23 protein-coding genes are annotated in these 23,512 nt (G+C 70.6%); 7 read left to right on the top strand and 16 right to left on the bottom strand.

Translation table 11 applies throughout. The features are described 5' to 3' along the window. Positions 1 to 7 precede the first annotated feature (7 nt). Positions 8 to 2,158 carry a cation:proton antiporter gene (locus K8625_RS06200; protein WP_223782141.1) on the bottom strand — a complete coding sequence of 717 codons (2,151 nt, stop codon included), beginning with the start codon at positions 2,156 to 2,158 and terminating at the stop codon, positions 8 to 10. Positions 2,159 to 2,253: 95 nt separating this feature from the next. Beyond that, positions 2,254 to 2,622, bottom strand: a complete 369-nt coding sequence (locus K8625_RS06195) for a response regulator (RefSeq protein WP_141324131.1) — start codon at positions 2,620 to 2,622, stop codon at positions 2,254 to 2,256. 444 nt (positions 2,623 to 3,066) lie between these two features. Here K8625_RS06195 and K8625_RS06190 point away from each other — a divergent pair, with 444 nt between their 5' ends. Next, positions 3,067 to 3,756, top strand: a complete 690-nt coding sequence (locus tag K8625_RS06190) for a hypothetical protein (RefSeq protein ID WP_223782140.1) — start codon at positions 3,067 to 3,069, stop codon at positions 3,754 to 3,756. An 11-nt stretch (positions 3,757 to 3,767) separates the two neighbouring features. Continuing rightward, complete coding sequence (locus tag K8625_RS06185; RefSeq protein WP_223782139.1) at positions 3,768 to 4,481, top strand: ferritin-like domain-containing protein; 714 nt, start codon at positions 3,768 to 3,770, stop codon at positions 4,479 to 4,481. A 10-nt stretch (positions 4,482 to 4,491) separates the two neighbouring features. Here K8625_RS06185 and K8625_RS06180 read toward each other — a convergent pair whose 3' ends face one another. From K8625_RS06180 to K8625_RS06165, 4 genes are all read right to left on the bottom strand, one after another. Next, on the bottom strand, positions 4,492 to 5,100 hold the full coding sequence (locus K8625_RS06180) for a TIGR02265 family protein (RefSeq protein WP_223751866.1): 609 nt from the start codon (positions 5,098 to 5,100) through the stop codon (positions 4,492 to 4,494). 296 nt (positions 5,101 to 5,396) lie between these two features. Continuing rightward, on the bottom strand, positions 5,397 to 6,557 hold the full coding sequence (locus tag K8625_RS06175; RefSeq protein ID WP_223782138.1) for an alanine--glyoxylate aminotransferase family protein: 1,161 nt from the start codon (positions 6,555 to 6,557) through the stop codon (positions 5,397 to 5,399). A gap of 103 nt (positions 6,558 to 6,660) precedes the next feature. Continuing rightward, a complete protein-coding gene (locus tag K8625_RS06170) occupies positions 6,661 to 7,956 on the bottom strand; it encodes a M20/M25/M40 family metallo-hydrolase (protein WP_223751868.1) in 1,296 nt (431 codons plus the stop codon). A 100-nt stretch (positions 7,957 to 8,056) separates the two neighbouring features. Beyond that, positions 8,057 to 8,968 (bottom strand): zinc metalloprotease, encoded by a 912-nt coding sequence (locus tag K8625_RS06165; RefSeq protein WP_223782137.1) that lies wholly within the window; start codon positions 8,966 to 8,968, stop codon positions 8,057 to 8,059. Positions 8,969 to 9,087: 119 nt separating this feature from the next. Here K8625_RS06165 and K8625_RS06160 point away from each other — a divergent pair, with 119 nt between their 5' ends. Together K8625_RS06160 and K8625_RS44120 are read left to right on the top strand one after the other, a co-directional pair. Next, positions 9,088 to 9,249 (top strand): hypothetical protein, encoded by a 162-nt coding sequence (locus K8625_RS06160; protein WP_223751870.1) that lies wholly within the window; start codon positions 9,088 to 9,090, stop codon positions 9,247 to 9,249. Between the two features lie 52 nt (positions 9,250 to 9,301). Continuing rightward, entirely contained in the window at positions 9,302 to 10,240 is a 939-nt protein-coding gene (locus K8625_RS44120) for a RimK family alpha-L-glutamate ligase (RefSeq protein WP_305070867.1), read from the top strand. A gap of 6 nt (positions 10,241 to 10,246) precedes the next feature. Here the strand turns inward: K8625_RS44120 and K8625_RS06150 are convergent, their stop codons facing one another. The 5 genes from K8625_RS06150 to K8625_RS06130 all read right to left on the bottom strand — a co-directional run bounded on the left by K8625_RS06150 (position 10,247) and on the right by K8625_RS06130 (position 16,318). Continuing rightward, entirely contained in the window at positions 10,247 to 10,426 is a 180-nt protein-coding gene (locus K8625_RS06150; protein ID WP_223782136.1) for a hypothetical protein, read from the bottom strand. After that, the gene (locus K8625_RS06145) at positions 10,423 to 12,636 is read right to left on the bottom strand and encodes a peptidase domain-containing ABC transporter (RefSeq protein ID WP_223782135.1); all 2,214 of its coding nucleotides are present in this window, start codon (positions 12,634 to 12,636) and stop codon (positions 10,423 to 10,425) included. The genes K8625_RS06150 and K8625_RS06145 overlap by 4 nt, the downstream gene beginning before the upstream one ends. 85 nt (positions 12,637 to 12,721) lie before the next feature. Beyond that, positions 12,722 to 13,735, bottom strand: a complete 1,014-nt coding sequence (locus K8625_RS06140) for a hypothetical protein (protein ID WP_223782134.1) — start codon at positions 13,733 to 13,735, stop codon at positions 12,722 to 12,724. Positions 13,736 to 13,756: 21 nt separating this feature from the next. Next, complete coding sequence (locus K8625_RS06135; RefSeq protein WP_223782133.1) at positions 13,757 to 15,094, bottom strand: hydroxymethylglutaryl-CoA reductase, degradative; 1,338 nt, start codon at positions 15,092 to 15,094, stop codon at positions 13,757 to 13,759. A 222-nt stretch (positions 15,095 to 15,316) separates the two neighbouring features. Next, positions 15,317 to 16,318: a hypothetical protein gene (locus K8625_RS06130; RefSeq protein WP_223751876.1), complete on the bottom strand. Its 1,002-nt coding sequence runs from the start codon at positions 16,316 to 16,318 to the stop codon at positions 15,317 to 15,319. 199 nt (positions 16,319 to 16,517) lie between these two features. Between K8625_RS06130 and K8625_RS06125 the strand changes: the two genes are divergently transcribed. Together K8625_RS06125 and K8625_RS06120 are read left to right on the top strand one after the other, a co-directional pair. Continuing rightward, the gene (locus K8625_RS06125; RefSeq protein WP_370641883.1) at positions 16,518 to 17,288 is read left to right on the top strand and encodes a TIGR02269 family lipoprotein; all 771 of its coding nucleotides are present in this window, start codon (positions 16,518 to 16,520) and stop codon (positions 17,286 to 17,288) included. A gap of 14 nt (positions 17,289 to 17,302) precedes the next feature. After that, the gene (locus K8625_RS06120) at positions 17,303 to 18,028 is read left to right on the top strand and encodes a double-CXXCG motif protein (protein WP_223782131.1); all 726 of its coding nucleotides are present in this window, start codon (positions 17,303 to 17,305) and stop codon (positions 18,026 to 18,028) included. Between the two features lie 14 nt (positions 18,029 to 18,042). Here K8625_RS06120 and K8625_RS06115 read toward each other — a convergent pair whose 3' ends face one another. The 4 genes from K8625_RS06115 to K8625_RS06100 are packed head-to-tail and all read right to left on the bottom strand — an operon-like array spanning position 18,043 to position 21,445. Continuing rightward, entirely contained in the window at positions 18,043 to 19,305 is a 1,263-nt protein-coding gene (locus K8625_RS06115) for an MlaD family protein (protein ID WP_223782130.1), read from the bottom strand. Next, positions 19,302 to 20,126 (bottom strand): ABC transporter ATP-binding protein, encoded by an 825-nt coding sequence (locus K8625_RS06110; protein WP_223782129.1) that lies wholly within the window; start codon positions 20,124 to 20,126, stop codon positions 19,302 to 19,304. Before K8625_RS06110 ends, K8625_RS06115 begins: the two co-directional genes overlap by 4 nt. Before the next feature lie 6 nt (positions 20,127 to 20,132). Beyond that, a complete protein-coding gene (locus K8625_RS06105; protein ID WP_141324118.1) occupies positions 20,133 to 20,945 on the bottom strand; it encodes an ABC transporter permease in 813 nt (270 codons plus the stop codon). Beyond that, positions 20,942 to 21,445, bottom strand: coding sequence for a hypothetical protein (locus tag K8625_RS06100; protein ID WP_174816692.1), 504 nt, complete (start codon positions 21,443 to 21,445; stop codon positions 20,942 to 20,944). Before K8625_RS06100 ends, K8625_RS06105 begins: the two co-directional genes overlap by 4 nt. Positions 21,446 to 21,772: 327 nt before the next feature. Between K8625_RS06100 and K8625_RS06095 the strand changes: the two genes are divergently transcribed. Continuing rightward, complete coding sequence (locus tag K8625_RS06095) at positions 21,773 to 22,171, top strand: hypothetical protein (RefSeq protein ID WP_223751882.1); 399 nt, start codon at positions 21,773 to 21,775, stop codon at positions 22,169 to 22,171. Positions 22,172 to 22,178: 7 nt separating this feature from the next. Here the strand turns inward: K8625_RS06095 and K8625_RS06090 are convergent, their stop codons facing one another. Beyond that, on the bottom strand, positions 22,179 to 23,318 hold the full coding sequence (locus K8625_RS06090; protein WP_223751883.1) for a DNA replication/repair protein RecF: 1,140 nt from the start codon (positions 23,316 to 23,318) through the stop codon (positions 22,179 to 22,181). Positions 23,319 to 23,512 lie beyond the last annotated feature (194 nt).

Genomic DNA, 23,512 nt, shown 5'->3' with positions numbered 1-23,512 from the left:
GGTGTGCTCAGCTCCTCGAGGCCGCCGTCCGAGGGGAGACCGGGTCCGCGGCGGCGACGGCCTGGGTCACCGGCTCCGACTCGTGCACCACGAGCAGCGAGCCCGGCGCGTCCCGGATGATGCGCTCGCGGTGCAGCCCGAAGACGCGGTCCTCCAGGCCCCACTGCGCGCCCATGCCCACCACCAGCAGGTCGTAGCCTCCCTGGCGGATCTCCTCGAGCACCGCGTCCTCCGGGGACTCGTGCCGCACCACCTTCAGCCGCACGGCCGAGCCCTCCGCCGCGGGGAACAGCTCCTCCACCTGCGCGCGCGCGTGGGTGTTCTCGTGGGACGTCACGTGCAGCACGGTGACGTCCGCGCCCGCCTGCTTCATCAGCCGCCGCGCCAGCTTCAGCGCCGCGCGGTCATGCCGGCTGCCGATGAAGGGCACCAGCACCCGCTTCACGTCGGACAGGCCCCGGTCCACCAGCACCGCCACCGTGCCGCCGGCCGCGTCCTTCATCACCTCGTGCACCGTGCCGCCCAGCACCGTCTGGCTGAACAGCGGCTTGTGCCAGCCCAGCAGCACCAGGTCCGCGCGCCGGGCCTCGGCCGTGCGGCGGATGTCCTGCGCGGGCTCCGTGGACACGAACGACAGCGGCCGCACCGACAGCCCCAGGCTCCGCGCCCGGCCGAGCAGCGGCGCCAGCGCGCCCTCGCCCTCGGCGGACTCCTCGGACACACCTGCGCGCGGCTCGGCCTCGCGCAGGGACACGCGCTCCGGGTGCACCAGGTGCAGGGCGTGCAGTTGCGTGGCCTCCGTGCCGGAGAGCGCCTTGGCCAGCGTGGCCATGCCCGGCCCGGCCTGCTGATGGGAGACGCACATCAGCATCGTGTAGGGCGTCAGGCCCGGGGCCATGACCGGCGCCAGCTCCAGCTTGTCGCGCGCCATCTCCTCCAGCGGGTAGATGAGGCGCAGCAGCGGCGTGGTCATGAACGTGGTCACCAGCGCCATGATGACCATCATGGTGAAGAGCGTGGGCGAGATGACGCCCAGGTCCAGGCCCAGGTTGAGGACGATGAGCTCCATCAACCCGCGCGTGTTCATCAGGATGCCGACGGCGCCCGCCTCGCGCCAGCGCATGCCCGTCAGCCGCGCCGCCACCGCGCTGCCGCCGAACTTGCCCAGACAGGCCAGCAGGATGATGACCCCGCAGGTCATCCAGGCCTCCGGCGTGTTGAGCAGGCCAATCTGCGTGCGCAGGCCGCTGAAGGCGAAGAACAGGGGCAGGAGCAGCACCACCGCCGTGTCCTCCAGCTTCTCCACCAGCGCCTCGGCCAGCCCCCCCTCCTTGGGGATGACGGCGCCGAAGAGGAACGCGCCGAAGAGCGCGTGGATGCCGATGAGCTCCGTGGCGAGCGCGCTCGCGAGCAGCAACAGCAGCGTGCCCGCCACCACGTTCTGCGTCAGGCCCTCGCGGCTGGCCACGCGCGCGCCCAGCCGGGCGAGGAACGGCCGCACCGCCAGCAGCATGAACGCGATGTAGCCCACCGCGAACGCCGTGGTGAGCGCCGCCTCCGCCAGGCTCGCCGCGCGGACGATGGACACCACGAAGGCCAGCAGGCACCACGCCGTGACGTCATCCACCGCGGCGCACGTAATCGCGATGGCGCCGATGCGCGACTGCAGCAGCCCGCGCTCGGCGAGGATGCGCGCGAGCACCGGGAAGGCCGTGATGCTCATCGCCACGCCCATGAAGAGCACGAACGAGGAGAACGGCACGCTCGGGTCCGACAGCGACTTGTAGAGCCACAGCGCGCCCGCCACCGCGCCCAGGATGAAGGGCACCACGATGCTCGTGTGGCTGATGGCCACCGACGCATGGCCCCGGCCCTTGAGCATCTTCGGGTCCAGCTCCAGTCCGATGAGGAACATGAACAGCACCAGGCCCACCTGGCTCAACATCTTGAGCACGGGCATGGAGCTGGCCGGGAACAGCGCGTCCATCAGGTCCGGCGCCAGCCACCCCAACAGCGACGGCCCCAGCACGATGCCCGCCACCACCTCCGCGATGACCAGCGGTTGGCCCAACCAGCGCGCGCCCCGGCCAATCAACCTCGACACGCCGATGATGACGATGAGCTGCGTGATGAGCAGGGTGAGCGGGTTGAAATGCATCCGGCCTCCTTCGGCAACGCGCCTGTTAAGTGAGCACTTACCAGCCCACCTCGCGAAGCGTCAAACGCACATTGCGCGCGGGGAGGCGACGGACGTCAGGCCGCCTGGTGCCTGCGCACGGCGTCCAGCAGCGTGTCCACGTCCACGGGCTTGCGCAGGTGTCCACACGCGCCAATCTCCTCGGCCACCTGACGGGCGTTGGCGGACGCGGAGAAGACGAGCACGGGGATGTCACGCCACGCGGGCACCTGGCGCATGGCCCGCGCGAAGCCGGCGCCATCCAGCACGGGCATCATCATGTCGAGCAGCACGAGCACGGGCAGCGACGACATGTCCCCGAGGACGTCGAGCGCGTGCTTGCCATTGATGGCCCCCGTCACCGAATAGCCCGCGTCGCGCAGCACCTCCTCCAGTGCCTCGCGCAGGTCCGCGTCGTCGTCCACCACCAGCAACGGCCCAGTCACGCACTCGCCTCCTTCTCTCGACCCCACCACCCGACGGCCTCGAGACTATCTCGCGCCACCCACGCATACGTCACATGTCTCGACGGGAGGCGGGCGCCCCGCCCCAGGCTCGTGTCGTGTTGTCGGCGCGGTGTTGAGCATTGGCCAATACGAGGCAACGGCAGCGTGTGCATCTGGGGATTCCTCGTGAAGCAGTGAAGCGCGCTGGGTGACGAGCGACCGCGCGGACTCTCGGGTGCTGGGAGTCGATACGCGTTCGGGGGCGAACGGGGCCTCACCCCCGAGACCTAAGGGTGCGACATCCTCTGTCTCGGAGACACCGTCCCCGTGTTTCACGACGTGCGCGCGAGAGGGCCCGCCCCCATCTCCTTGCCTCGCCCGCGCGAGGACCGAAGGGGGCCATGGAGGCCCGCCAGCGCGCGCGGACGGAAGCCGGGGGCCACCATGACCGAAGCACTCTCTCGCCGTGCCGCGCTGGGGCACGCCGCCGTCGCGGGGCTGGGCCTGCTCACGGCCGCCCCGCGCGCCCACGCCCAGCGAAGCATCAAGGAGGACCTGCCGGTGGTGCGCGCGCTGCTCGCCGCCGAGCGTGACGCCGTCGCGACGCATGACGCCCTGGCCGGCGTGCTCGCGGCCGCGCCCGCCACCGACGCGCTGTTCGCCTTCCGGGGGCTGCTCGAGGCGCTCCTCTCGCGCTTCCGCCAGCAGCACGCGGAGCACGCCGAACGGCTGGTGGACGCGCTCGTCCAGCAGCGAGGCACCGACGACGTGGGCGCGGGCACGGCGAGGCTCCCCGAGGACTTCGCGCCCTGCCTCCAGAACGCGCTCGACCTGCTGACCAACCTGGAGAAGGCGTGCGCGCTCACCTGCACCCAGGCGCAGACCGCCCTGAGGCTCGACGCCAACGGGGGGCTCGCCGCGAGCCTCGGCGCGGTCGCCTCCCAGCGCTTCGTCGTGCTGAACCTGCTCGCGCGCGGCCTCGCCACCCCGCCCGCGGCCACCGCGAACCAGCCCGCGGACGCGCTCGCGAGCCTCGTCGCCGCGTGGGTTCCGCGCACGCTGGCCATCAGCCTGGACGACGGCGCGGGCCTCGACGACGAGACCGGGCTGCCCTTCTACGACGTGACCCGCTGAAGGAGCCCCCCATGATTGCGAACCCGCGCCTCGCCCGCCGCCGCGTCCTCCAATGCCTGGGCCTCGCCACGGGCGCCCACGCGCTCGGGGCCTGTGATGCCCCCATGGAGTACCGGCCGAACCAGGAGGTGAACCCCATCGAGCGCGCCCGGGAGGTGGGCGCCCTCAACACGCTGCTCGCCGCCGAGTACTCGCTCGTCGCGGCCTACGCCCAGGCCACCTCGCGCCTCGTGGCCGCGCGCGATGACCCGGCGCGCCCCCAGGCGGAGCGGGAGCTGGCCGTGCTCGCGCTCGGGCTGGCGCAGGCCTTCCAGCAGCATCACGCCGCGCACGCGGCGCTGCTCGCCCGGACGATGACGGACCTGGGCGCCATCCCCGTGCGCGAGGACACGGTCTCCTACGCGCCGCCCGCGGGCTTCAAGCCCTCCGTCGGCAACGTCCTGAAGCTGTCGGCCAACGAGGAGCGCCGCTCCATCATCGCCTTCACCCGCGTGCTCGCCTCCATCCAGACGCCGAACACGCGCTTCGTGCTCGCCTCCATCCAGGGCATCCACGCGCAGCACTTCGCGGTGCTCACGGCCCTCGTCGAATCGCGCCTGGAGATGGCGCCCGCGCTCGACGCCTCGCGCGTGGTGCCCCGCCCCTTCGTCGCCTCCACCGAGGAGTTGGGCGGCGGCGAGGGGCTGGGCGCGGAGCCCGACCTCGCCGTCGGAGACGCGGGCTGACGAAGAATCCCTACCGCCAGGACAGCTCGAACTCGCTGTCCAGCAGCGCCACCTGCCGCCCGCTCACGCGCACGTCGCGGGCGCCCACCGCCTCCAGCGCGCCGCGCAGCACGCCCTCGTGGTACGCGGCGGGCATGAAGTCGCGGCGCATGATGAAGCGCGCGCTGCGCTCGCCCGTCCACACCGGGTAGCGCTCCCCGTAGCTCACCGCCATGCGGTACGCGTCACCCAGGGACTCGAGCAGCAGCCGGGGACTGCCCGCCGACTCCGCCAGGAGCTCCCGACCGAACAGCGACGCCAGGAAGTCCACCGTGGCCTGCGCGCCCATGCGCTCGAGCACCTCGTCGAAGCCGCCCTGCCGGGGCGCCAGCAGCCGCGCCGCCGTGGACACCATGCGCAGGTAGCGCGACACCGAGTAGAGCTGGAACGGGTTGATCTCCCACACGCCCGCCACGCCCTTGCACCGCGCGACGGAGCCCTCTCCGCCCAGGAACGCGATGACGTGCAGCGCGCCGCGGAAGAACATCCCGCGCGCCTGGTCGTCCTCGGTCGCGGCCAGCCGACGCTGCTCCAGCTCCCACGCCGCGCCACCACCGCTCACATCCATGCTCACGTACATGGTCGTCTCCCCCGAGGGGCTCGCACTGCCTCGGCTCAGGGGACACGTCCGGCGCTGCTCAGGTCTTTCTGTGTTCGCCGGATTCCCCCCACTTCCTAGGTGCCAACCCTCCCATATTTTTCTACCCCTGTCGAATGGTTCGAGATGGCCCCAGGGTCCGGGCCAGGTTCCGCCAGCGTACGAAACGCCCGGATTCCAGGCACATGGACGTCTCGGAGGCCACGAGCCTGGAGGTCCCCCGGGGTGCGGGGGACCTGGGAGGTGCGGGGAAGGGCCCTTCCCGGGCGGCGCCCGGGTCAGCGGGCGGCGAGCACGGACTCGGCGGCGCGCAGGCCCGCGCCGGCCTCCGCCCGGTGACCGGCGGCGAGCAGGGCGCGCTCCACGGCGCCCACGGTGACGAGCACGTCGCCGGGGCCCACGCGGTTCATGTGGCCCACGCGGAAGTAGCGCGTCTTGAGGTCCGGGTGGAGCCCGCCGGCAATCACCACGCCCTCGGCCTTCACGCGCCCGACGAGCGAGGCGTCCACGCCCTCGGGGTAGTAGACGGCGCTGAGCGTGTTCGCCGTCACCGCCTCCGACACGGGCAAGAGGCGCAGGCCCAGCGCGCTCCACGCGGCGCGGAAGGCGCGGGCCAGGCGCTGGTGACGGGCGAAGCGCGCCTCCATGCCCTCGGCCAGAATCTGCCCCAGGCTCACGTCCAGCGCGCTGACGAGGTTGACGGGCGGCGTGGCGAAGTACGAGGGCTTGCCGCCCGCGTACGCCTCCATGATGGGCAGCCACTCCGCCCAGTCCGAGTACACGCTGGCCACCGGCGCCTTGCGGCCCTTCCACGCCGCCATCGCCTGGGGGCTCGCGGTGACGAGCGCGAGGCCGGGCGGCACGCCCACCGCCTTCTGGCTCGCCGTCAGGTACACGTCCGCGCCCCACGCGTCCTGGTGGAACACCTCGCCCGCGGTGGCGCAGACGCCGTCCACCACCGACAGCACGCCGAGCGCGCGCGCGGCCTTCACCAGCCCCTCCACCGGCGCGAGCACGCCCGTGGACGTATCCACGTGCGTGACGGTCATCACCTTGAAGCCGCCGCGCTCCAGTTGGGACTTCACCTTCGCCACCGAGGGCGCGTCGCCCGGGGAGGCGCGCACGTGCGTCACCTTCGCGCCGTGCCGCTCGAGAATCTTCGCCATCCGGTCACTGAAGTAACCGGTGTTCACCACGAGGGCCGCGTCGCCGGGCTCCACCAGGTTGGCCACGGCCATCTCCATGGCCAGGGTGCCGGAGCCGGAGACGACGAAGGGCTGCGCGGAAGGGGCGAGGCACACCTCGCGCAGCCGCTGCAGCGCCCGGCCGAAGGTGACGATGAAGGCCGGGTCCGTGTGGCTGAGCGAGGGGGCGCCCAGCGCGCGCAGCACCTCTTCCTCGAACTCCACGGGCCCCGGAATCATCAGCAGTTCTCTCACGGCGTCACCACTCCTCAGGGGGCTCGGGGGCTCCGAGCGGTTGGGCGTCACGGTATAGGCACGGGGGACGACGGGCGGGAGCGTGGGCCCCGCCAGGGCGCACTCACAGTCTTTCGAGCAGCTCCCACAGGATGGAGAACCCCTGCCGGAAGTCCTGCAGGTGCGCCTGCTCGTTCGGCGCGTGGTAGTACTTCATGTCCCCGAAGCCTGTTATCTGCACGTCGCAGCCCTGGCGCTGCAGGTCCCTCACCAGGGGCAGCGAGCCGGTGAGCGAGAAGGGCTGCGCGTCCACGCCGCGCACGGCCTTCATCGCGTCCTTCAGCGCCTGGAGGCCGGGCGAGTCCAGCCGGCACGCGATGCCCTCGGTGCCGCCGCCCTGGAAGCGCAGGGCCAGCCGGCCGCGCCGCCCGTCCTCGGTGCGCGTGCGAGGCCAGCCGGCGGGGACGTCGCCGCGCTCCAGCCGCGCGTCCAGCTCCCGCACGAAGTCCTCGGTGGCGCGCCGCACCTCGGCCATGTCGTGGAAGGGCGTCAGGCGGACGTCGCCCTTCACCACCACGTCGCCGGGAATCTTGTTCTCCTTGGTGTTGGCCGCCTCCATCACGGTGGCCTTGAGGCTGGAGGTCGCGAGGAAGCCCCAGCGCTTCTCGTCCTCGTTGGGCGGGTAGCGCGCGTGGAACCAGCGGCCCAGCTCCAGCGACGCGGCCATCGCCAGCTCCAGCGCGTTCACGCAGTTCTGCGGCATGCCCGAGTGGCCGCCCACGCCCGTCACCTTCAGCTCCCACACGCTGTTGCCCGCGGTGCCCACGGTGGGGCCGAAGTTGGCGCTGTCCAGCCAGTACACCGGCTGGCCCACCAGGTCCTTGAGCCGGCCCTGCTCGGCCACGTAGCTCAGGCCCAGGCCGGGCAAATCCCCCGCCTCCTCGTTGGCGATGAGCACCACCTTGAGCGTGCGGCGCGGGCGCACGTTGGCCTCCGCCAGCTGCGCGAGCAGGTCCGTGGCCACCGCGACGTGGCCCAGGCAGTCGGTGACGCCGCGCCCGTAGAGCACGCCGTCCGGGCCCTCCCACAGCTCGAAGGGGCTGCGCTCCCAGCCCTCGGCGACCTGGTCCGCGGGGACCACGTCGAAGTGCGCGCCCACGAAGCCCACCGCGCCCTCGCCCGTGCCCTTCACGGTGAGCACCAGGCTGACGCGCGACTCGTTGCCCTGGGACGCGAGGGCCTCCGCGTGGATGAAGCCGCTGGCGATGTGCGGGGCCAGCGTGTCCAGCACCACCTGCGCGGCCAGCCGCTCCTGGGGCACCAGCCCCGCCTCCAGGTTGTTCTGCAACCGGGGCGTCAGGGCGATGAGACGGCGGAGCACATCCAGGAAGCGGTCTTCCTTCAACATGAGCGCGGACATGGGCGCGGATTGGAGCCCAGGTGCCGACAGGATGTCACTGAAAACGACGACGCCGGAGCCCCATGCAGAGCCCCGGCGTCGAGACTTCAGCAGGCCGCGCTCAGCGGTAGGTCAGCGCCTGCGAGTCCATGCGGGCCGCCTGGCCCGTGGTGAACGTGTTCATGCAGGAGTCGTCCGTGTAGTCCATGAAGTTGGTGATGGGGTCGTTGCCCGCGGCGGAGCAGGTGTTGCGACCCGTGGGGCAGCCGTACGCGGGCGAGGCCTCCGCCGGCGTGTCGCTGACGGAGTCGTTCGTGGTGGAGCAGCCGCCCTGGAACGTGTGGTACAGGCCCAGCCAGTGGCCGACCTCGTGCGTGCCCGTGTCACCCAGGTTGTACGGCGACGCGCTGCCGCCCGGCACGCTGGAGTACAGAATCACCACGCCGTCCATCGTCGGGTTGCTGGCGTAGCTGGAGGGGAACGTCGCCCAGCCGAGCAGGCCGCCGCTCAGGTTCGCCGAGTAGATGTTGAGCGCGTTCTTGCCGCCCTTGCGCAGCGCCGTCTTCATCGCGCGCTCCGCGGACGAGCCCGAGCCCAGGTTGTACCAGGTGCTGTTCGTCGTGCGGTCCGTCGCCGTCAGCGTGAACCTGAACGGCGTGTTCGCGTACGCGGCGTTCAGCACCGCAATCTGGTTGGTAATCATGGCCGTGGTGATGTCGCCGTTCGCCACGCCCGTGCCCTTGTTGATGACGTGGAAGTAGACGGGGATGTTCACCGAGCCGTTCGGACGCGCGAAGGCAGACACCGCGCGCTCCGACTGGAAGCGGCGCTCCATGTCCGCCATCTCCTCGTGCGTCGGGTTCACGCCGCAGCCGCGGCCCTCGATGGCCTGCTGACCGGGCTGCTCCTCGGCCGCCGGAGGCGTGGGCTCGGGCTGCTGGGACTCCGGAGCGCTCGAACAGCCGGACAGCAACGCCAGGACACCGATGACCACGGAGAAACGGCCACTGCGACGCGAAACGAAGCTGGACATTCCCGACTCCTCGGAAAATGCGTGGAATACGTACTTTCCACGAAAAGCTGTCTCATAGTCAAACCGTCCCCTGGTGCGACGGCGGGGGGTGGGATTGGAATGTCCGTGGAGGACACACCATGACGCGCAAATCCATTCATCGTCGGCGGGAGCTGTTCATCACGGAGCTGGGGGAGAGGCCGAAGCCGCCCGGGACGGGGAAGCCCGGCGGCCCCAAGCCGATGACGACGATGGCGGTGGGCGAGGAGTCGAAGCCGCCGGACAGCGGCCCGCGCGATTGACGCGGTGCGCGTCCCTGGAGCTCCCACCGAGCATCTGCTTCGCTTCGCGTCCATGACGACTGGCGTGGTGGCACTGGTGGGCTCCCGGGAGGACATCCACATCCAGGAGGTGGGCCGGAGGCTGGAGGCCCTGGGTGTGGCGAGCGTCGTGGTGGACACGCTGACGTTCCCCGACGAGACGCGGATGTCGCTGACCGAGGACCTGGCTGGCATCCGCGTGGACGGGCGCGAGCTGGGGCGCCCCGCCGCGGCGTACCTGCGCGGGCTGCACACGCATCCGTTGGCGCACGGGGTCGACGCCTCGGAGGCGATGGCGGAGGACTGGCGCACCACGCTCACCGTGTTCCGCGAGAAGGCCACGTTCCTGTTGGGGGTGCTGGGCCGGTGGGAGCGGTTGGGGGTGCCGCTGTACAACCCGCCCTCGGCGGACTGGGGGCTGCACAAGCCCGTGCAGCTGGGCGCGCTCGGGGCCGCGGGGCTGCCGGTGCCTCGCACGCTGTGGACGAACGAGCCGGAGGCGGTGCGCCGCTTCGCCTCGGGCGGACGCGTGGCCTACAAGCCCGTCATGGGCGGGGCCGCGACGCAGGAGCTCCTGCCGGAGGACCTCACGGACGCGCGGCTCGCGGCGCTGGCCGCGTCTCCCGTCACCTTCCAGGAGCTGCTGCCCGGCGAGGACATCCGCGTCTTCGTGCTGGATGGCGAGGTCATCGCGAGCCTGCACATCGTCACCTCCGCGCTGGACTTCCGGCAGAACGAGGAGCGCATCGAGCAGGTGGTGCTCCCGGACGCGGTGGCGCGGCAGTGCGTGAAGGCGTGCGAGGTGCTCGGCCTGCGCTGGACGGGGCTGGACCTCAAGCGGGGCGTGGACGGTGAGCTGAAGTTCCTGGAGCTCAACGGCTCGCCCATGTTCCTCGGCTTCGACGCGGGCGGAGGCACGGACGTGGCCGGGCACTTCACGCGGGCGATGGCGAAGCACGCGCGGGGCGGCTGAGGCGCGCTATCGCCACAGCGCGGCGAGCACGGTGCGCGAGGCCCCCCACGCCAGCGCGCCGAGGACGAGCACCAGCGCGGCGGTGAACAGCAGCGGGCGATGGGGACGCGGGTGCATCACCGCGCGCAGCTCCTCCGTCATCGCCGGGTCCGCGTCCAGGTCCTCGCCGTCACGGGGGGACGTCATCGCTGCTCCATCTGGTTCTCGACGAGCGCGCGGTAGCGGCCGCCGGGGATGAGCACCAGCTCGTCGTGGGTGCCTTCCTCGACGACGCGCCCCTGGTCGAGCACGACAATCTTGTCCGCGCGGCGCACGGTGGACAGGCGGTGGGCCACGACGACGAGCGTGCGTCCGGCGGCCTCACGCTGGAGGGCCTCGGTGATCGCCCGCTCCAGGGATGCGTCCAGGTGGCTGGTGGCCTCGTCGAGGAAGAGCACGCGCGGATTGCGATAGATGGCGCGCGCGAGCTGGAGCCGCTGCTCCTCGCCACCGGACAGCCGCACGCCCGCTTCGCCGATGCGCGTCTTGAGGCCGTTGGGCAGCGCGAGCAGCTCATCCAGGCACGCGGTGCGCGCGGCGTGCAGCAGTCGCTCCGCGTCCGGCGTGTCATCGCCCAGGGCGATGTTCTCCGCGAGGGTGCCGTCGAAGATATCGGTTTTCTGGAAGACGAAGGCCACCGAGCGGCGCAGCGCCACCGGGTCGAAGGTCTCCAGCGGCTGGCCGTCGTAGCGCACCTGCCCCTGCTCGGGGCGATACAGGCCGTAGAGCACCTGGGTGAGCGTCGTCTTGCCCGCGCCGGAGCGGCCGACGATGGCGGTCATCTTCCCCGCGGGCAGCGTGAAGCTCACGTCGTCCAGCACGGGCGGCTCGTTGGGAGAGCCGTAGCGGAAGGTGACGTGGTCCAGGCGCAGCTCGGGGGCGCGGGTGAGGGCGCCGGTGCCTTGCGCGGTGTCGTCGCGCAGCTCGGGCGTGGACTCGTAGACGATGTCCACGCGGCGCAGGGAGATGACCACGTCCTGGAGCTGGTGGATGAACATCACCAGGTTCTGCATGGGCGCGAGCGCGAGGCCGAGAATCGCGAGCGTCGCCACCATCTGCCCCAGCGTGAGCCGGCCTTCGAGGACCAGGTGCGCCTCGTAGACGAGGATGCCCATGGACACGGCCTGATTGACCAGCTGCGCGCCGGAGGTGTGCACGGTGTCGTGCAGCCAGATGCGGCGCGCGGCCTCGGCCTCGCGGGCCTGGAGCTTCTCCCAGCGCGTGCGGGCCTGTCGCTCGGCGCCGCAGGCCTTGAGCGTCTGGATGCCGCCGAGCATCTGCAGCTCCAGCCGGCTGGCCTCGGCCGCGACGCGGAAGCGCTGGTGGTCCAGCACCGTGCGGCGCGGCATCAGCAAGAGCGTCCACACCGCGTACACCGCGGCCCCGCCCGCGAAGAGGCCGAAGACGGCGCGGTCGTAGAGGAACAGCACGGCGCCGTAGCCCACGAGCATCACCAGGTCCAACAGCACGGACACGGACGCGCCCTGGAGGATGCGGCGGATGCGCTGGTGGTCCTCGATGCGCTTGAGCAGGTCTCCCCGATGACGCCGCGCGAAGAACGTCACCGGAAGGGACAACAGGCGCCGCCAGAACTGCGCGAGCAGCAGCGCGGAGAAGCCTCGTGACAACAGGAAGAGGCCCGCGCCGCGCGCAATCGACACGGCGATCTGCGCGACGAGCAGCACCGCCAGCCCCACGCCCACGGCGGTGAGCAGGGAGACGTCCCGGCCGCCCACGGCCTTGTCCACGAGCCCCTGGATGAGCAGCGGCTGTGCGAGCGCGAGCGCCTGGAGCAGCAGCGTGGTGACGAACACCTGGAACAGCAGCAGGCGGTAGCGCAAGAGGCCCCGTCCGAAGCGTCGCAGCGCGCCGAAGCGGCGGGACGTGACGGGCGCGGTGGGGAGGGGACGGAAGAGGGCCTCGGTGGCCTCCAGCGAGAGGAGGATTCCATCCCAGTGCTCGCCGAGCTTCGCGCGCGGGATGCGCCGCAGGCCCTGCTCCGGGTCCCCGACGACGGCCTCCTTCGGGGTGACGGCGTAGAGGACGACGAAGTGGTGGTCGTCCCAGTGCGCGATGCCGGGGAGGAGCGCCCGGCCCTCCTCGTCCTCGAGGTCCGTGGGGTCGTCGACGTGGAAGGCGCGGACCTTGAAGCCGACCTTCTCCGCGGCGCTGGCGAGGTCCGGCAACGAGGTGCCCACCGCCTGGACGTGGGAGAGGTCCTTGAGCGCGGCGAGCGAGTGCGTGGCGCCGTGATACGCCGCAACCATCTCCAGACACGCCGGCCCGCAGTCCGCCTCCTCGAGCTGGTGGCGCAGTGGATACGGTTCCAGGGCGACGGCGAGCCGGGAGCGGGGCACGGCGCAATCGCTATCACGGAGCGCCGGGGGCAACCAGCCACCACCCGACACGACGCACAGCGGCTTGAACCCGGGGCCGCGAGCGTCAACGCGAGGCCCGGACCACGGGGCGCATCAGGTCGCTGGCGTACGCGGCCTCTCCCCTGGGAATCACCCCGGCGTAGCGCCGGGTGGCCCGATACCAGTCCGGGTGACCACCGATGTTCTCCTCCAGTCCCTGGACGAGACGAAGCAGGTTGTCCGTCTCCGCGCGGGACAGCTGCTGCCGGGCGCAGGCCTCCGGGAGGCCGGCGGCAAGCTGGATGAACTCCTCACACCAGCGCCGCATGCTGTCATGGGTCTCCGCCAGGGCCCCCTCAAAGGCCCCGCCATGCTCGGCCTGCAGGACCAGCACGAGGTTGTGCACGTCACCGCGTGCGCGCTCCTTCTCGAAGGAGCAGACGTCGTTCATGGTGTCGATGAGGTCCACGGTCAGGTCCAGCAACCGTGGCACCCCAGGGACCTGTCGCGCCCGCTCGGTGGTCTCGAAGCCGTTCGCCTTCTCCGTCAGGTCCGTCATCATGTAGACGAGACCGGACTTGCGCCGCAGCTGGAGATAGCTGTCCCGGGTCAGGCGCACGGAGCCCTGCCGCCACCGGGCCTCCTCGGGAAACGCCTCGAGGAACCATCGCCAATGCCGTGCCGCGCGCCGCCGCCACTCGAGCGAAGCGCCCTGGCAGGTGCGCGCCCACACGTCGGCCAGCGCGGTGGCGAGGACGCCGACGGGAGACGGGGGCCGCCCCTCCACCTGGAGGACGGCGAGCAGGGTCTCGCAGTCCGCGCGGACCTGCTCGGGGGGAATGTCCCGGGCGCCGTCGAACTGCTCGTCGATGAGGGTTCCGACGACGATGGCATCGACCGCGAGGTCGAGCCCGGCGCCCGAGGCCTGGGGAAGCCACCGGGCGGCCAGGTCGGCGATGTCCCACGAGACATAGCGGCGCTCGTCGATTTCGTTGGTCACCAGTCCGGACGCACGGGCCCAGTCGAGGTTGCGCTGGCGAGCGGCGTCCCGGTCCGGACTGCAGCGGGACGCGAAGGGCATGGGAAAGTTCACGGCCACGTTCATCGCTTCCTCCGGACGTCACGTGTCCTCGTTGTGTGGCGACACGAACGGCAGCACGCCTCCCTTCAGCTCCCCGAGCACGCGCCGGGCGCGGTCCACCTTCACCTCGCCCTGCTGGACGAGCCGCGCGGCGACGGTCTCCACCCACTCGGGCGGCGTGCCCGCGCTCACCGCCACCGAGCGCGCGTGCAACGCCATGTGGCCCTTCTGGATGCCCACCGAGCCCAGGGCCCGCACCGCCGCCAGGTTCTGCGCCAGGCCCACCGAGGCGAACAGACACGCCAGCTCCCGGACACCGGGATGCCCCAGCACCTTGAACGCGGCCTTCACCCCGGGGTGCACCAGCAGCGGCCCGCCCACCGTGCCCAGCGCGAGCGGCAGCTCGATTTCGCCCACCAGGTTCCCGTCCTCCCGCTTCCACGTGGACAGCGGCCCGTACCGGCCCGTGCGGGCCGCGTACGCATGCGCCCCCGCCTCGATGGCGCGCCAGTCCTGGCCCGTCGCGAGCGCGATGGCGTCGATGCCGTTCATGATGCCCTTGTTGTGCGTCGCCGCGCGGTAGGGGTCGGCCTGCGCGAAGCGACTGGCCTGGACGATGCCCTCCGCGATGTCCGCTCCCGGCAGGCCGTAGTCGGCGAGCAGCGCCTCCGGGATGACACACCGCGAGCGCGCCAGCCGCCGGTCCGCGAGATTGGAGAGGATGCGCAGGAAGACGCGGCCTCCGGTGAGCGCCTCGATGCGCGGCGCCACGCCCTCCATCATCGTGTTGATGAGGTTGGCGCCCATGGCTTCCTGGGTGTCGACGTGGAAGTGCACCACCAGGAGCGGCTCGCCCAGGGGGCCCTCCGGCGCGTCGAGGAGACGGACCTCCAGGTCCTTCGCGCCGCCGCCTCGGCGCACCAGCTGGGGCTGCAGCGCGTTGGCCAGGTCCAGCAGCTCCGAGCGCGCGGCGAGGATGCTCGCGCGCGCGGACTCCGGGTCGCCATAGCGGGTGAGCTGTATCTGTCCCACCATCAGCGACGGCTCCGCCTCCGCGATGAAACCTCCCGCCGAGCCGACGAGCTTCGCGGCGAACGAGACGGCCGCGATGACGGAGGCCTCCTCGATGACCATCGGCGCCACGTACGCGCGCCCGTTCACCCGGAGGTGGAGCCCCAGCCCCAGCGGCAGGCTGAAGAAGCCCAGCGCGTTCTCCACCATCGAGTACGCCTTCTCCGCGCCCAGCCCCTCCTCTCCGGTGAGCGCGGCCAGCTCCGCGTCGCTCAGGCCCAGCTCGGCCGCGACCCGCGCGCACCGCTCCTCCAGCGAGAGACGGTGGAAACCCGAAAAGATGCTACGGCTGATATCGATGCCCATGGGGTTTCATCCTCGGTGTATTTCTTTGCCAGGGACCCACTCGCAAGCCGCCGCGACATGGTTTCAAAACAATAACCAGTCAGACAACGTCTCGCAGGCAATTTCTTGGACATCACTTCGACACGAGACGTCGGCGTTTGATGTCTCAAGGCCCGCACCTGAACCCAGACATCGCCCGCACGCGGGACAGCAGGTTCCCCGCACCGGGAGGCGGATGCGGTGTCAGGGATGCGCGGGTGTCACCGGGAGGGGGCGCATCGGGCTCGTGGTGCCGACGGCCACGGCCCTGGGGTTCGAGGAGTTCTCGTAGCGTCCACAGGTCCTGTACCAGTCCGGTTGTCCGCCGATGCCCTCCTGCAGGGCGCGGATGAAGTGGAGCAGGTTGTCTGTCTCCTCCTGGGAGAGCCCATGCCGGACACAGTCCTGGGGGATGAGGGCCTGGAGCTGGATGATGTCGTCGCACCAGCGCCGCATCATCGCGTAGGACTCCGCGATGGCGGCCTCCTGGGACCAGCCGCGCTCGTGTTGGAGGACGAGGATGGTGTTGTGCACATCGCCGAGCGCGAGCTCCTTCTCGAGCGAGCAGACGTCGTTCATGACGTCGACGATGTCCACCGTCAGGGTGATGATTCGCGCCACGTTGGGGAGGTCCCGGACCCTGTCGGGGAGCGTGAAGCCATTGGCTCGCTCGGACATGTCGACCATCACGTGGGTGAAGCCGGACGCACGGCGCAGCTCCAGGTAACCGTCCAGCGTCTGGGGGACGCGGCTCCGCCGCCAGCGCGCCTCCTCGACGTACGCGTCGATGAACCACCGCCAATGCAGCGCGACGCGTCGCCTCCATTCGAGAGGCGCCCCTTCGCACAGGCGCGCCCACAGGTTGACGAACGCCGCGGAGAGGACCGTGGACGGAGCCTGGAGTCCACCCGGCTCGATGACGGCGAACATCTCCGCGCAAGCATCCCGGACGAACTCGGGCGGCTTGTCGATGGCGGCTTCCATGTGCTCTTCGAGGAAGACTCCGACGGTGATGGTATCGATGGCCAGGTCGAGCCCTTCGCTTGAGGCCCGGGGAAGCCAGTAGGCGAAGATTCCGGCCATGTCCCAGAGGAGGAGACGGCGGGCGTCCGCCTCGTTGACCACCAGACCGACCTCGCGGGCCCACTCGAGGTTGCGCTGTCGGGCGGCCTCCAGGTCTGGATGGCAGCGCGAGACAAAAGGCATCGGGAAATTCACGGCGGGCAGCACGTCTTCCTCCTGGCGCTCGGATACCAACTCACACGGCGGAGGGACGTCGGGACAAGGCCCGCTCCGCCGTGAACACAGTCACGAGCACCAAGATAAAGACATCGAGAACCCAGACAACCGCGACTCCGGTCCAGAGCCCGTCGAACCGCGGACTGCGGGTTGCCTGTCTCGGAGGATGCGGGGCTGCGGCCCGCAGCGACAGCGAGGCCGCCTGGCTCGCATGGCATCGTTTGACAGGTACGCCCCACCTGACCACGCTCCACGAAAACCCTGGAACAGAGGACTTCAAGAGAACACCATGCACAGGAGCTTGCGATACGTCGGGGGGCTCCTCGGGCTCCTGTTGATGGCGTGTGCGTCCTCTCCCGAGTCGTCCTCCGGGAGCCAGCGGCACCTGGCCCACATCGAGGGTGAGGATTGTGGAGAGACAGACCGGTGCGTCACGCTGGTCTGCGACGCGGGCGCTCACTGTGGGCTCTACTCATGTGAGGACGCTGGGCGCCTGCTGGCGCGAGGCGGGGGCCCCATCGCCCCGCCCTCGGCCCCTGGTTCCGGACCTCGCCGCCATTGGGGCAACGTCCAGAAACTCCCCGGTGGGAATGGGCCCATCTTCGTCTTCGACTGGTACAACACGCCTCAGCCCCAGCATCGTCCGCCCGAGCTCCCCTCGGGCCCCGGATGGGTGCGGCACCATCTGTTTCCTCAAGCAGAGTCCCTCGCACGGTGGTTCACCCGAGCGCCACGAGGGCTGAACGTGCATGACTTCACGATGGTGGTTCCCACGAGCATCCATCAGCGCATCCACAGCGGGCCTCGCGGCGGAGACTGGAACCGGGAGTGGTCGGACTTCGCGAGGCAGTACCCTGAGGTCTGGGAGCATCTCGGAAAGCTCATCCAGAAGTACGACCTCGTGGGCCCCATCGTGCCGTACTACTACCTTCGCTGATGGCCGAGCCTCGCATGACCTTCTTCGAAGTGCTGCCCTCCGACGCACCGACCTTCAACGCCACTCTCGACGGCGTCAGTCGATGGACCCTCCCCAGCATCGACTGCTCGGTGTGCGGAGGCCATGGCGGGATGGGCGAGCACTACCCCACGGTCGATCTCTCGGACTGGTCCGAGCGGGAGCATCTGGAGGAGCCACGAAGTCTCCAGGCTGTTTCCCTGGAGGAGTATCAGCGCCTGCACGCGCTGCTGCGTCCACGAGTCCCAGCAGGTGCGCCCCTGGAGCCCGGCACCCAGTTGGGGCCCATCGATGCCCGCTCGTCAGGGCGCTTCGGCGACATCTACTTTCAGGAGCCGTGGCAGCCCTGGATGACACGCTCGGCGCTGGAGCGACTCCAGTCCCGGAAGCTCCTGGGCCTCCAAGGGGCCCGGGGAAACCTGCGACACCGCGGTGCCTCCACTCCGCTCGAGTTGCTCACGTTGGAGATTCAGGTGCGAGGCGAGCTCCATCCCAGCTGTCGCCCTCCAGACTGGCGGCCCCCATGTCCTCGCTGCGGGAGCTATCGCAACGGCTATCCCATGGAGGCTTCAGTCCTCGACGCGAACACGCTGCCCAAGGACGTGGACCTCTTCCGGCTGCGGGAGTTCAAGACGGTCATCATCGCGAGCGCGCGGTTCGTCGAGGCCGTGAACGACCTCGCGCTCCGTGACATCCAGTTCCGTGAGCTCCCCTCTCGCTGAGAGGCGGAACACGCTCACTCCGCGGCGGTCGTCGGCGCGGGCGTCTGCGTCGTCCCGGGCGCGGGCGGCGTCACCGGCTCCCCCACCGTGACGGAGGCGGCCGGCCGTGCCTCTCCCGCGGGCGAGGCGGGCGCCTCGGCCTTGGGCTCCACGCGCTTCACCTTGCCCATCTGCTCCAGGTCCTCGCGGTTGTTCAGCGAGAAGCGCACCAGCGCGCGCAAGATGCGGTTGCGCTTCACGTTGCCCAGCACCTCGCGCAGGTCCTCGTACACCGTGGGGTCGCTGATGAGCCCGCCCACCGTGCCCTCGCCCTTCGCCACCGTGGCGGTGATCTGCTTCAGGTCCGCCGCCGCGCTGCCCAGGTCCGCGAACATCCCGCTCGCGTCCCCGTACACCAGCTGGTGCACCGCCCCGTTCGGGCTCTTCTTCGCGTCTTCAATCAGCCCCGCCAGCTGCCCCGCCGCCTCGCCCAGCTCGCGCAGCGCCGTGGCGCCCTCGTTGCCGTAGATGAGCGCGTGCGCCGTGCCGTCACCCGTGCGCACCTCGCGCAAGAGCGCCTCCACGTGCCCCACCGCGCCATCCACCCGCCTCGCCGCGCTCGACGCGTTCGCCATCAGCGCGCGCACCTCGCGCCCCGCCTCCTTGTCGTAGATGAGCGCGTGCAACACCCCGTCCCCGTTCTGCACCTGCTCCAGAATCGCCCGGAGCGACGCCATGCCCCGCTGCACGTCACCCGCGAGCTTCGGGTCCCCGTACGCCTCCACCGTCTTCAGGAGCGACTTGCTGATGGCCACCGAGTTGTCCATCACCTCGCTCGCGCTGCTCAAGAGCTTGGACAAGTCCCCGCTCGTCGACGACGTCAGCACCCCGCCCGGCTCAATCGGCGGCGCCGTGGGCGTGCCCAGCGAGATGTCCACTGCCTTGTCCCCGAGCACCCCCATGCTGCTCAGCTGCGCCAGCGAGTCCGTCTTCACGCGGTCCGCGTACCGGGCGGAGACTTGAAGCTGCACCTCCAGTTTCGGGTCGTTGGGGTCCTGGGAGAAGAAGATGCCCGTCACCTTCCCCACCTCCAGGCCCCCCAGCCACACCGGGGACTGGTCGCTCAGGCCCTGCACGTTGGTGAAGTACGCGCGGTACATCACCTGCCGCTGGAACAGCCGCGACTCCTGGCCGATGAAGAACACCACCACGCCCGCCACCGCCAGGCCGATGGCCACGAACAGCCCCGCCCTCAGCGCCAGCCGCTTCTCGCCCGACGTCGAGGTGAAGAGGCTCATGACGCCGCCTCCGGCTCCAGCTCCACCCGCCGCGCGTCCAGGAACGCCCGCACCTCCGGCACCGTCGAGCGCCGGAACTCGCCCGGCGTCCCCACCTGGACGATGCGCCTGTTGGCCAGCATCGCCATCCGGTCCCCCACCGCGAACGCGCTCACCAGGTCGTGCGTCACGACGATGGAGGTGCTGCCGAGCTTGGTCTTCATCGAGTTGATCATCGCGTTGATGGACTGCGTGGTCACCGGGTCCAACCCCGTGGTGGGCTCGTCCCAGAGGATGACTTCCGGATTGGTGGCGATGGCCCGCGCCAACCCCACCCGCTTCTTCATGCCGCCCGACAGGTCCGCCGGCATCAGCCGCTCCGTGCCCGGCAGGTTCACCAGCTCCAGCTTCTCCGCCACCCGGTCGCGCACCTCGGACAACGGCATGTCCGGGTAGTGCTCCCGCAGGGGATACGCCACGTTCTCCCCCACGCTCAGCGAGTCGAACAGCGCCGCGCCCTGGAACACCATCGCCACGTGCCGCCGCACCGGGATGAACTGCCCTTCCGAGAACCCCGTCACGTCCCGGCCCTGGAAGAGGATGCGGCCCGCGTCCGGCCGCTGCAGCCCGATGAGGCACTTGAGCAGCACGCTCTTGCCCGTGCCCGAGCCCCCCAGCACCACCAGCGTCTCCCCCGCCCGCACGTCCAGCTCCAGGTCGTCATAGACGCGCTTGGGGCCGAAGGACTTCTGGAGGTGCTGGAAGTGGATGAGCTGCTCGCCCGGCGTGGGCTGCTGGAACTCGAACGTGGGCGCTTCCTGGTGGCGAGAGGCGAAGGGCATGGCACGTCACAGGTACAGCGTCACCTTGGTGATGAAGAAGTCGGCCAGACACACCGCCACGGAAGTAATCGCCACCGTCTGCGTGGTGGCGCGGCCCACGCCCTCCGTGCCGCCCTCCACCGTCAGCCCCTTGAAGCAGCCCACCAGGCCGATGATGAAGCCGAACACCGCGCCCTTGAACACGCCGGACACGAAGTCCTGCATGAACACCGCGTCCAGCGCGCCCTGGAAGAACAGGTCGAAGGAGATGGCGTACTGCGTGTTCACCACCACCGCGCCCGCCACCAGCCCCACCACGTCCGCGAACACCGTGAGCACCGGCATCACCAGCAGGCACGCCAGCACGCGCGGCACCACCAGCTTGCGCAGCGGGTCCGCTCCCAGCGCGCGGATGGCGTCCACCTGCTCCGTCACCGTCATGGCGCCCAGCTCCGCCGCCATGCCGCTGCCCAGCCTGGCGCCCACCGTCAGCGCCGTCAGCACCGGGGCCAGCTCGCGGAACAGCGTGAGGATGACCACGCGCCCCACCGTGTACTGCACCCCGAAGCGCGCCAGGAAGTAGCCGAACTGCAGTGAGATGACGAGCCCGGCGAACATCGCCGTCAGCAGCGCGATGGGCAGCGAGCGCACGCCCAAGGACTCGATGTGGAAGATGAGCGTCTTGCCGTCGAACGGCGGCCGCACCACGCGCTGGAGCACCTGCCCCGTCATCACCGTCATCGCGCCCAGCGACTCCAGCCGCTCCTTCGCCTTGTCCCAGAGCCCGGGGCGCGGGGCCGACACCTGCTCGCCCGCGTCCGCTTCCGTCGAGGCGTTCATCCGACGTGCTCCGACTCGAAGCCCGCCAGCAGCGCGTCGAAGTCCGCCATGCGCTCCATCGCCAGCCCCGGCGGCGCCACGTAGGAGAAGTCGAACACGCAGTTGTCCTTCTTGAGCACCACCAGCTCCAGCTCCACCGGCACGCCGTCCATCTTCGCCAGGTAGCGGCTGCGCAAGGCCTCGCGCCCGTCCATGGCGACCACGCTCTGGGCCACCTCCTGGCGCTCGGTGAAGCCCATCAGCAGGTGCCGGGTGAGCACCGGGAGCGGCGGGTCGTCGTGCCCCTCGCACGTGGCGTTGATGGAGAGCGCGCGGCCGGTGCCCTCCTCGGCGAAGGCCAGGTCGTTGCCGTCCAGCCACACGCGGCGCCAGTGCTTGGGCAGCTCGCCCACGCGGTAGCGCACGTCGGGCTTGGACAACACGGAGTCCTCGAAGCTCACGCGGCGGCAGCCCACGCAGGAGGCAAGAAGCAACACGAGCAGCAGCGTCATCCTCGGCATGGCACCGTTCTTCGCGGCATCTACGTCCGGCCCTTGCGGGCAAGTCATGCGACAGCCCAGCCGCCGCCGCAAGAAATTCCGTGTACTGGAACGTCCACTACCGCGCCCTTCCTCCCACCCCTGGATGGTGGGTACCGGACACTGAACCTCGCGGGTTGCACGCCCAAGGTGCGTGATACCGGAACACTGCCGTGGCATTCCCCCTGGGAGAAGGGGTGGCCCGTCCGCCCCGTCCCCGGTCGGATTCAGCCCGCCCGGGCCCCGGGGAGTGACGACCTGGCGCGAGCGTTCGCAGGTTCTCCTCATCACCCCTCGACAGGAGGCTCCATGGACGGCGGACTCGCGATATTCGGCTTCGGCCTCTTCCTGCTGTCCATCGCCGGCCTGTACGCCCGCACGGCGTACGGCCTGGTGGTCGCCCTGCTGGTGCTCGCGGTCGCCTCCATGGGGATGGCCTTCAGCGAGTCGAAGAAGCTGCGCGAGCTGTCGCTGGGGGTGAGCATCGCGCTGCTGCTGCTCGCCACGGTGTCACTCGCCACGGGCACGGTGTGGTGGCTCACCCTGGGGACGTTCCTGTTCGCCGTGGCCTTCGGCGTGCTGTGGGCGGAGTTCCGCTTCAGCGCCTTCGGCAACGTGCGGCGGGAGGACCTGCCGGTGCACCAGCACCACCCCGCGCGGCGGATGAACGTGCACTGGCCCTGGCACCGGCGTCGCTCGGTGCACTGAAGCGCCGTCAGCCGACCGGGGGCGCGTCCTCTTCGCGGAGCGTGACCTGCCCTGAGTGCACGGAGAGCCACAGCGTGTCCTCGGCCGCGGCGCCCCTCACCAGCGAGCCATCCGTGGTGGACAGGAAGACCTGCGCGCCGCTCCTCGCCAGGTAGTCCATCAGGTAGGCGTTGCGCTCCGGGTCCAGCTCGCTCGACACGTCGTCCAGCATCAACAGCGGCAGGAAGCCCGTGCAGGACTCCAGGTTCTCGATTTCGGCGATCTTCCAGCCGAGCACCAGCGCGCGCTGCTGCCCCTGGCTCGCGTAGGCCCGGGCGCTGCGGCCACCCAGCGTCACCGACACATCATCCGAGTGCGGCCCCACCGACGTGAAGCCCCGGTCCAGGTCCCGCCGCATCCGGGCCGTCAATGACTCGCGCAGGGAGGAGGCCAGGACCGCCTCGTCCGCCGCGGCGAAGTCACAGGCCAGGTGCGCCGGGTGATAGCCATACACGGCCGGGTCCACCGTGCGGCCAATCGAGGCGAAGGTCGCCTGCGCGCGTGGCGCCAGCTCCGCCATCAGCGCGCGACGTCGCGAGTAGATGCGCGCGCCGGCCTTGGCCAGGGTCTCGTCGTAGGCGTCCAGGTAGGCGGGGTCCACCGCGCCACCCTCGCGCAAGAGGCGGTTGCGGTTCTTCAGCGCGCGCGCGTACTCGCGGCTCTCGCGCAGGTACGCGGGGAAGCGGTTGAACACGGCGCGGTCCAGGAAGGCGCGCCGTGAGTCCGGCCCGCCCTTGACCACCTCCAGGTCGTCCGGGGTGAAGGCCACCACGGAGACGCCGCCGAAGTACTCCTCCAGGCTCGCGGCCTTCTTGCCGTCCACGAAGGCCTGCCGGGTGCCGCCGCCCACCTCCACCGCGATTTCACGCTCGGCCCCCTTGAGCAGGAAGCGGCCGGACACGCGGGCCGTCTGGGTGCCCCAGCGCACCAGCTCCGACAGGCGCCCGGCGCGCAGCGGCTTGAGCGTGGCGAGGAAGTACAGCGCCTCCAGCAGGTTCGTCTTGCCCTGCCCGTTCTGCCCCACCGCGATGGTGGCGTGGGCACTCGGGGTGAGCGACACCTGGGCGAGATTGCGGAAGTCCTGGACGTGGAGTGCGAGGAGGCGCACGGCGCCCCCCGTATACCCGCCTTGGGGCCGACAGGGGAGGTTATCTCGCGGTCCCGAGGCAGGGCCGCGCGGCCTCCCCGCTCCCGCCCCCGCAAAGGCCCTCCACACCAGCGGGGCAGCCCGGGCCCCGCCGGGTCCTCCCGCTCATCCCACAACCAAAGACAAACATTCTACCGGGACATGGAACCAAAGGA

Source organism: Myxococcus sp. AS-1-15, assembly GCF_020037055.1.
GTDB lineage: Bacteria > Myxococcota > Myxococcia > Myxococcales > Myxococcaceae > Myxococcus > Myxococcus fulvus.
The sequence above is the reverse complement of the archived record's forward strand: the minus strand, read 5'-3'. Positions and strand labels throughout refer to the sequence as shown.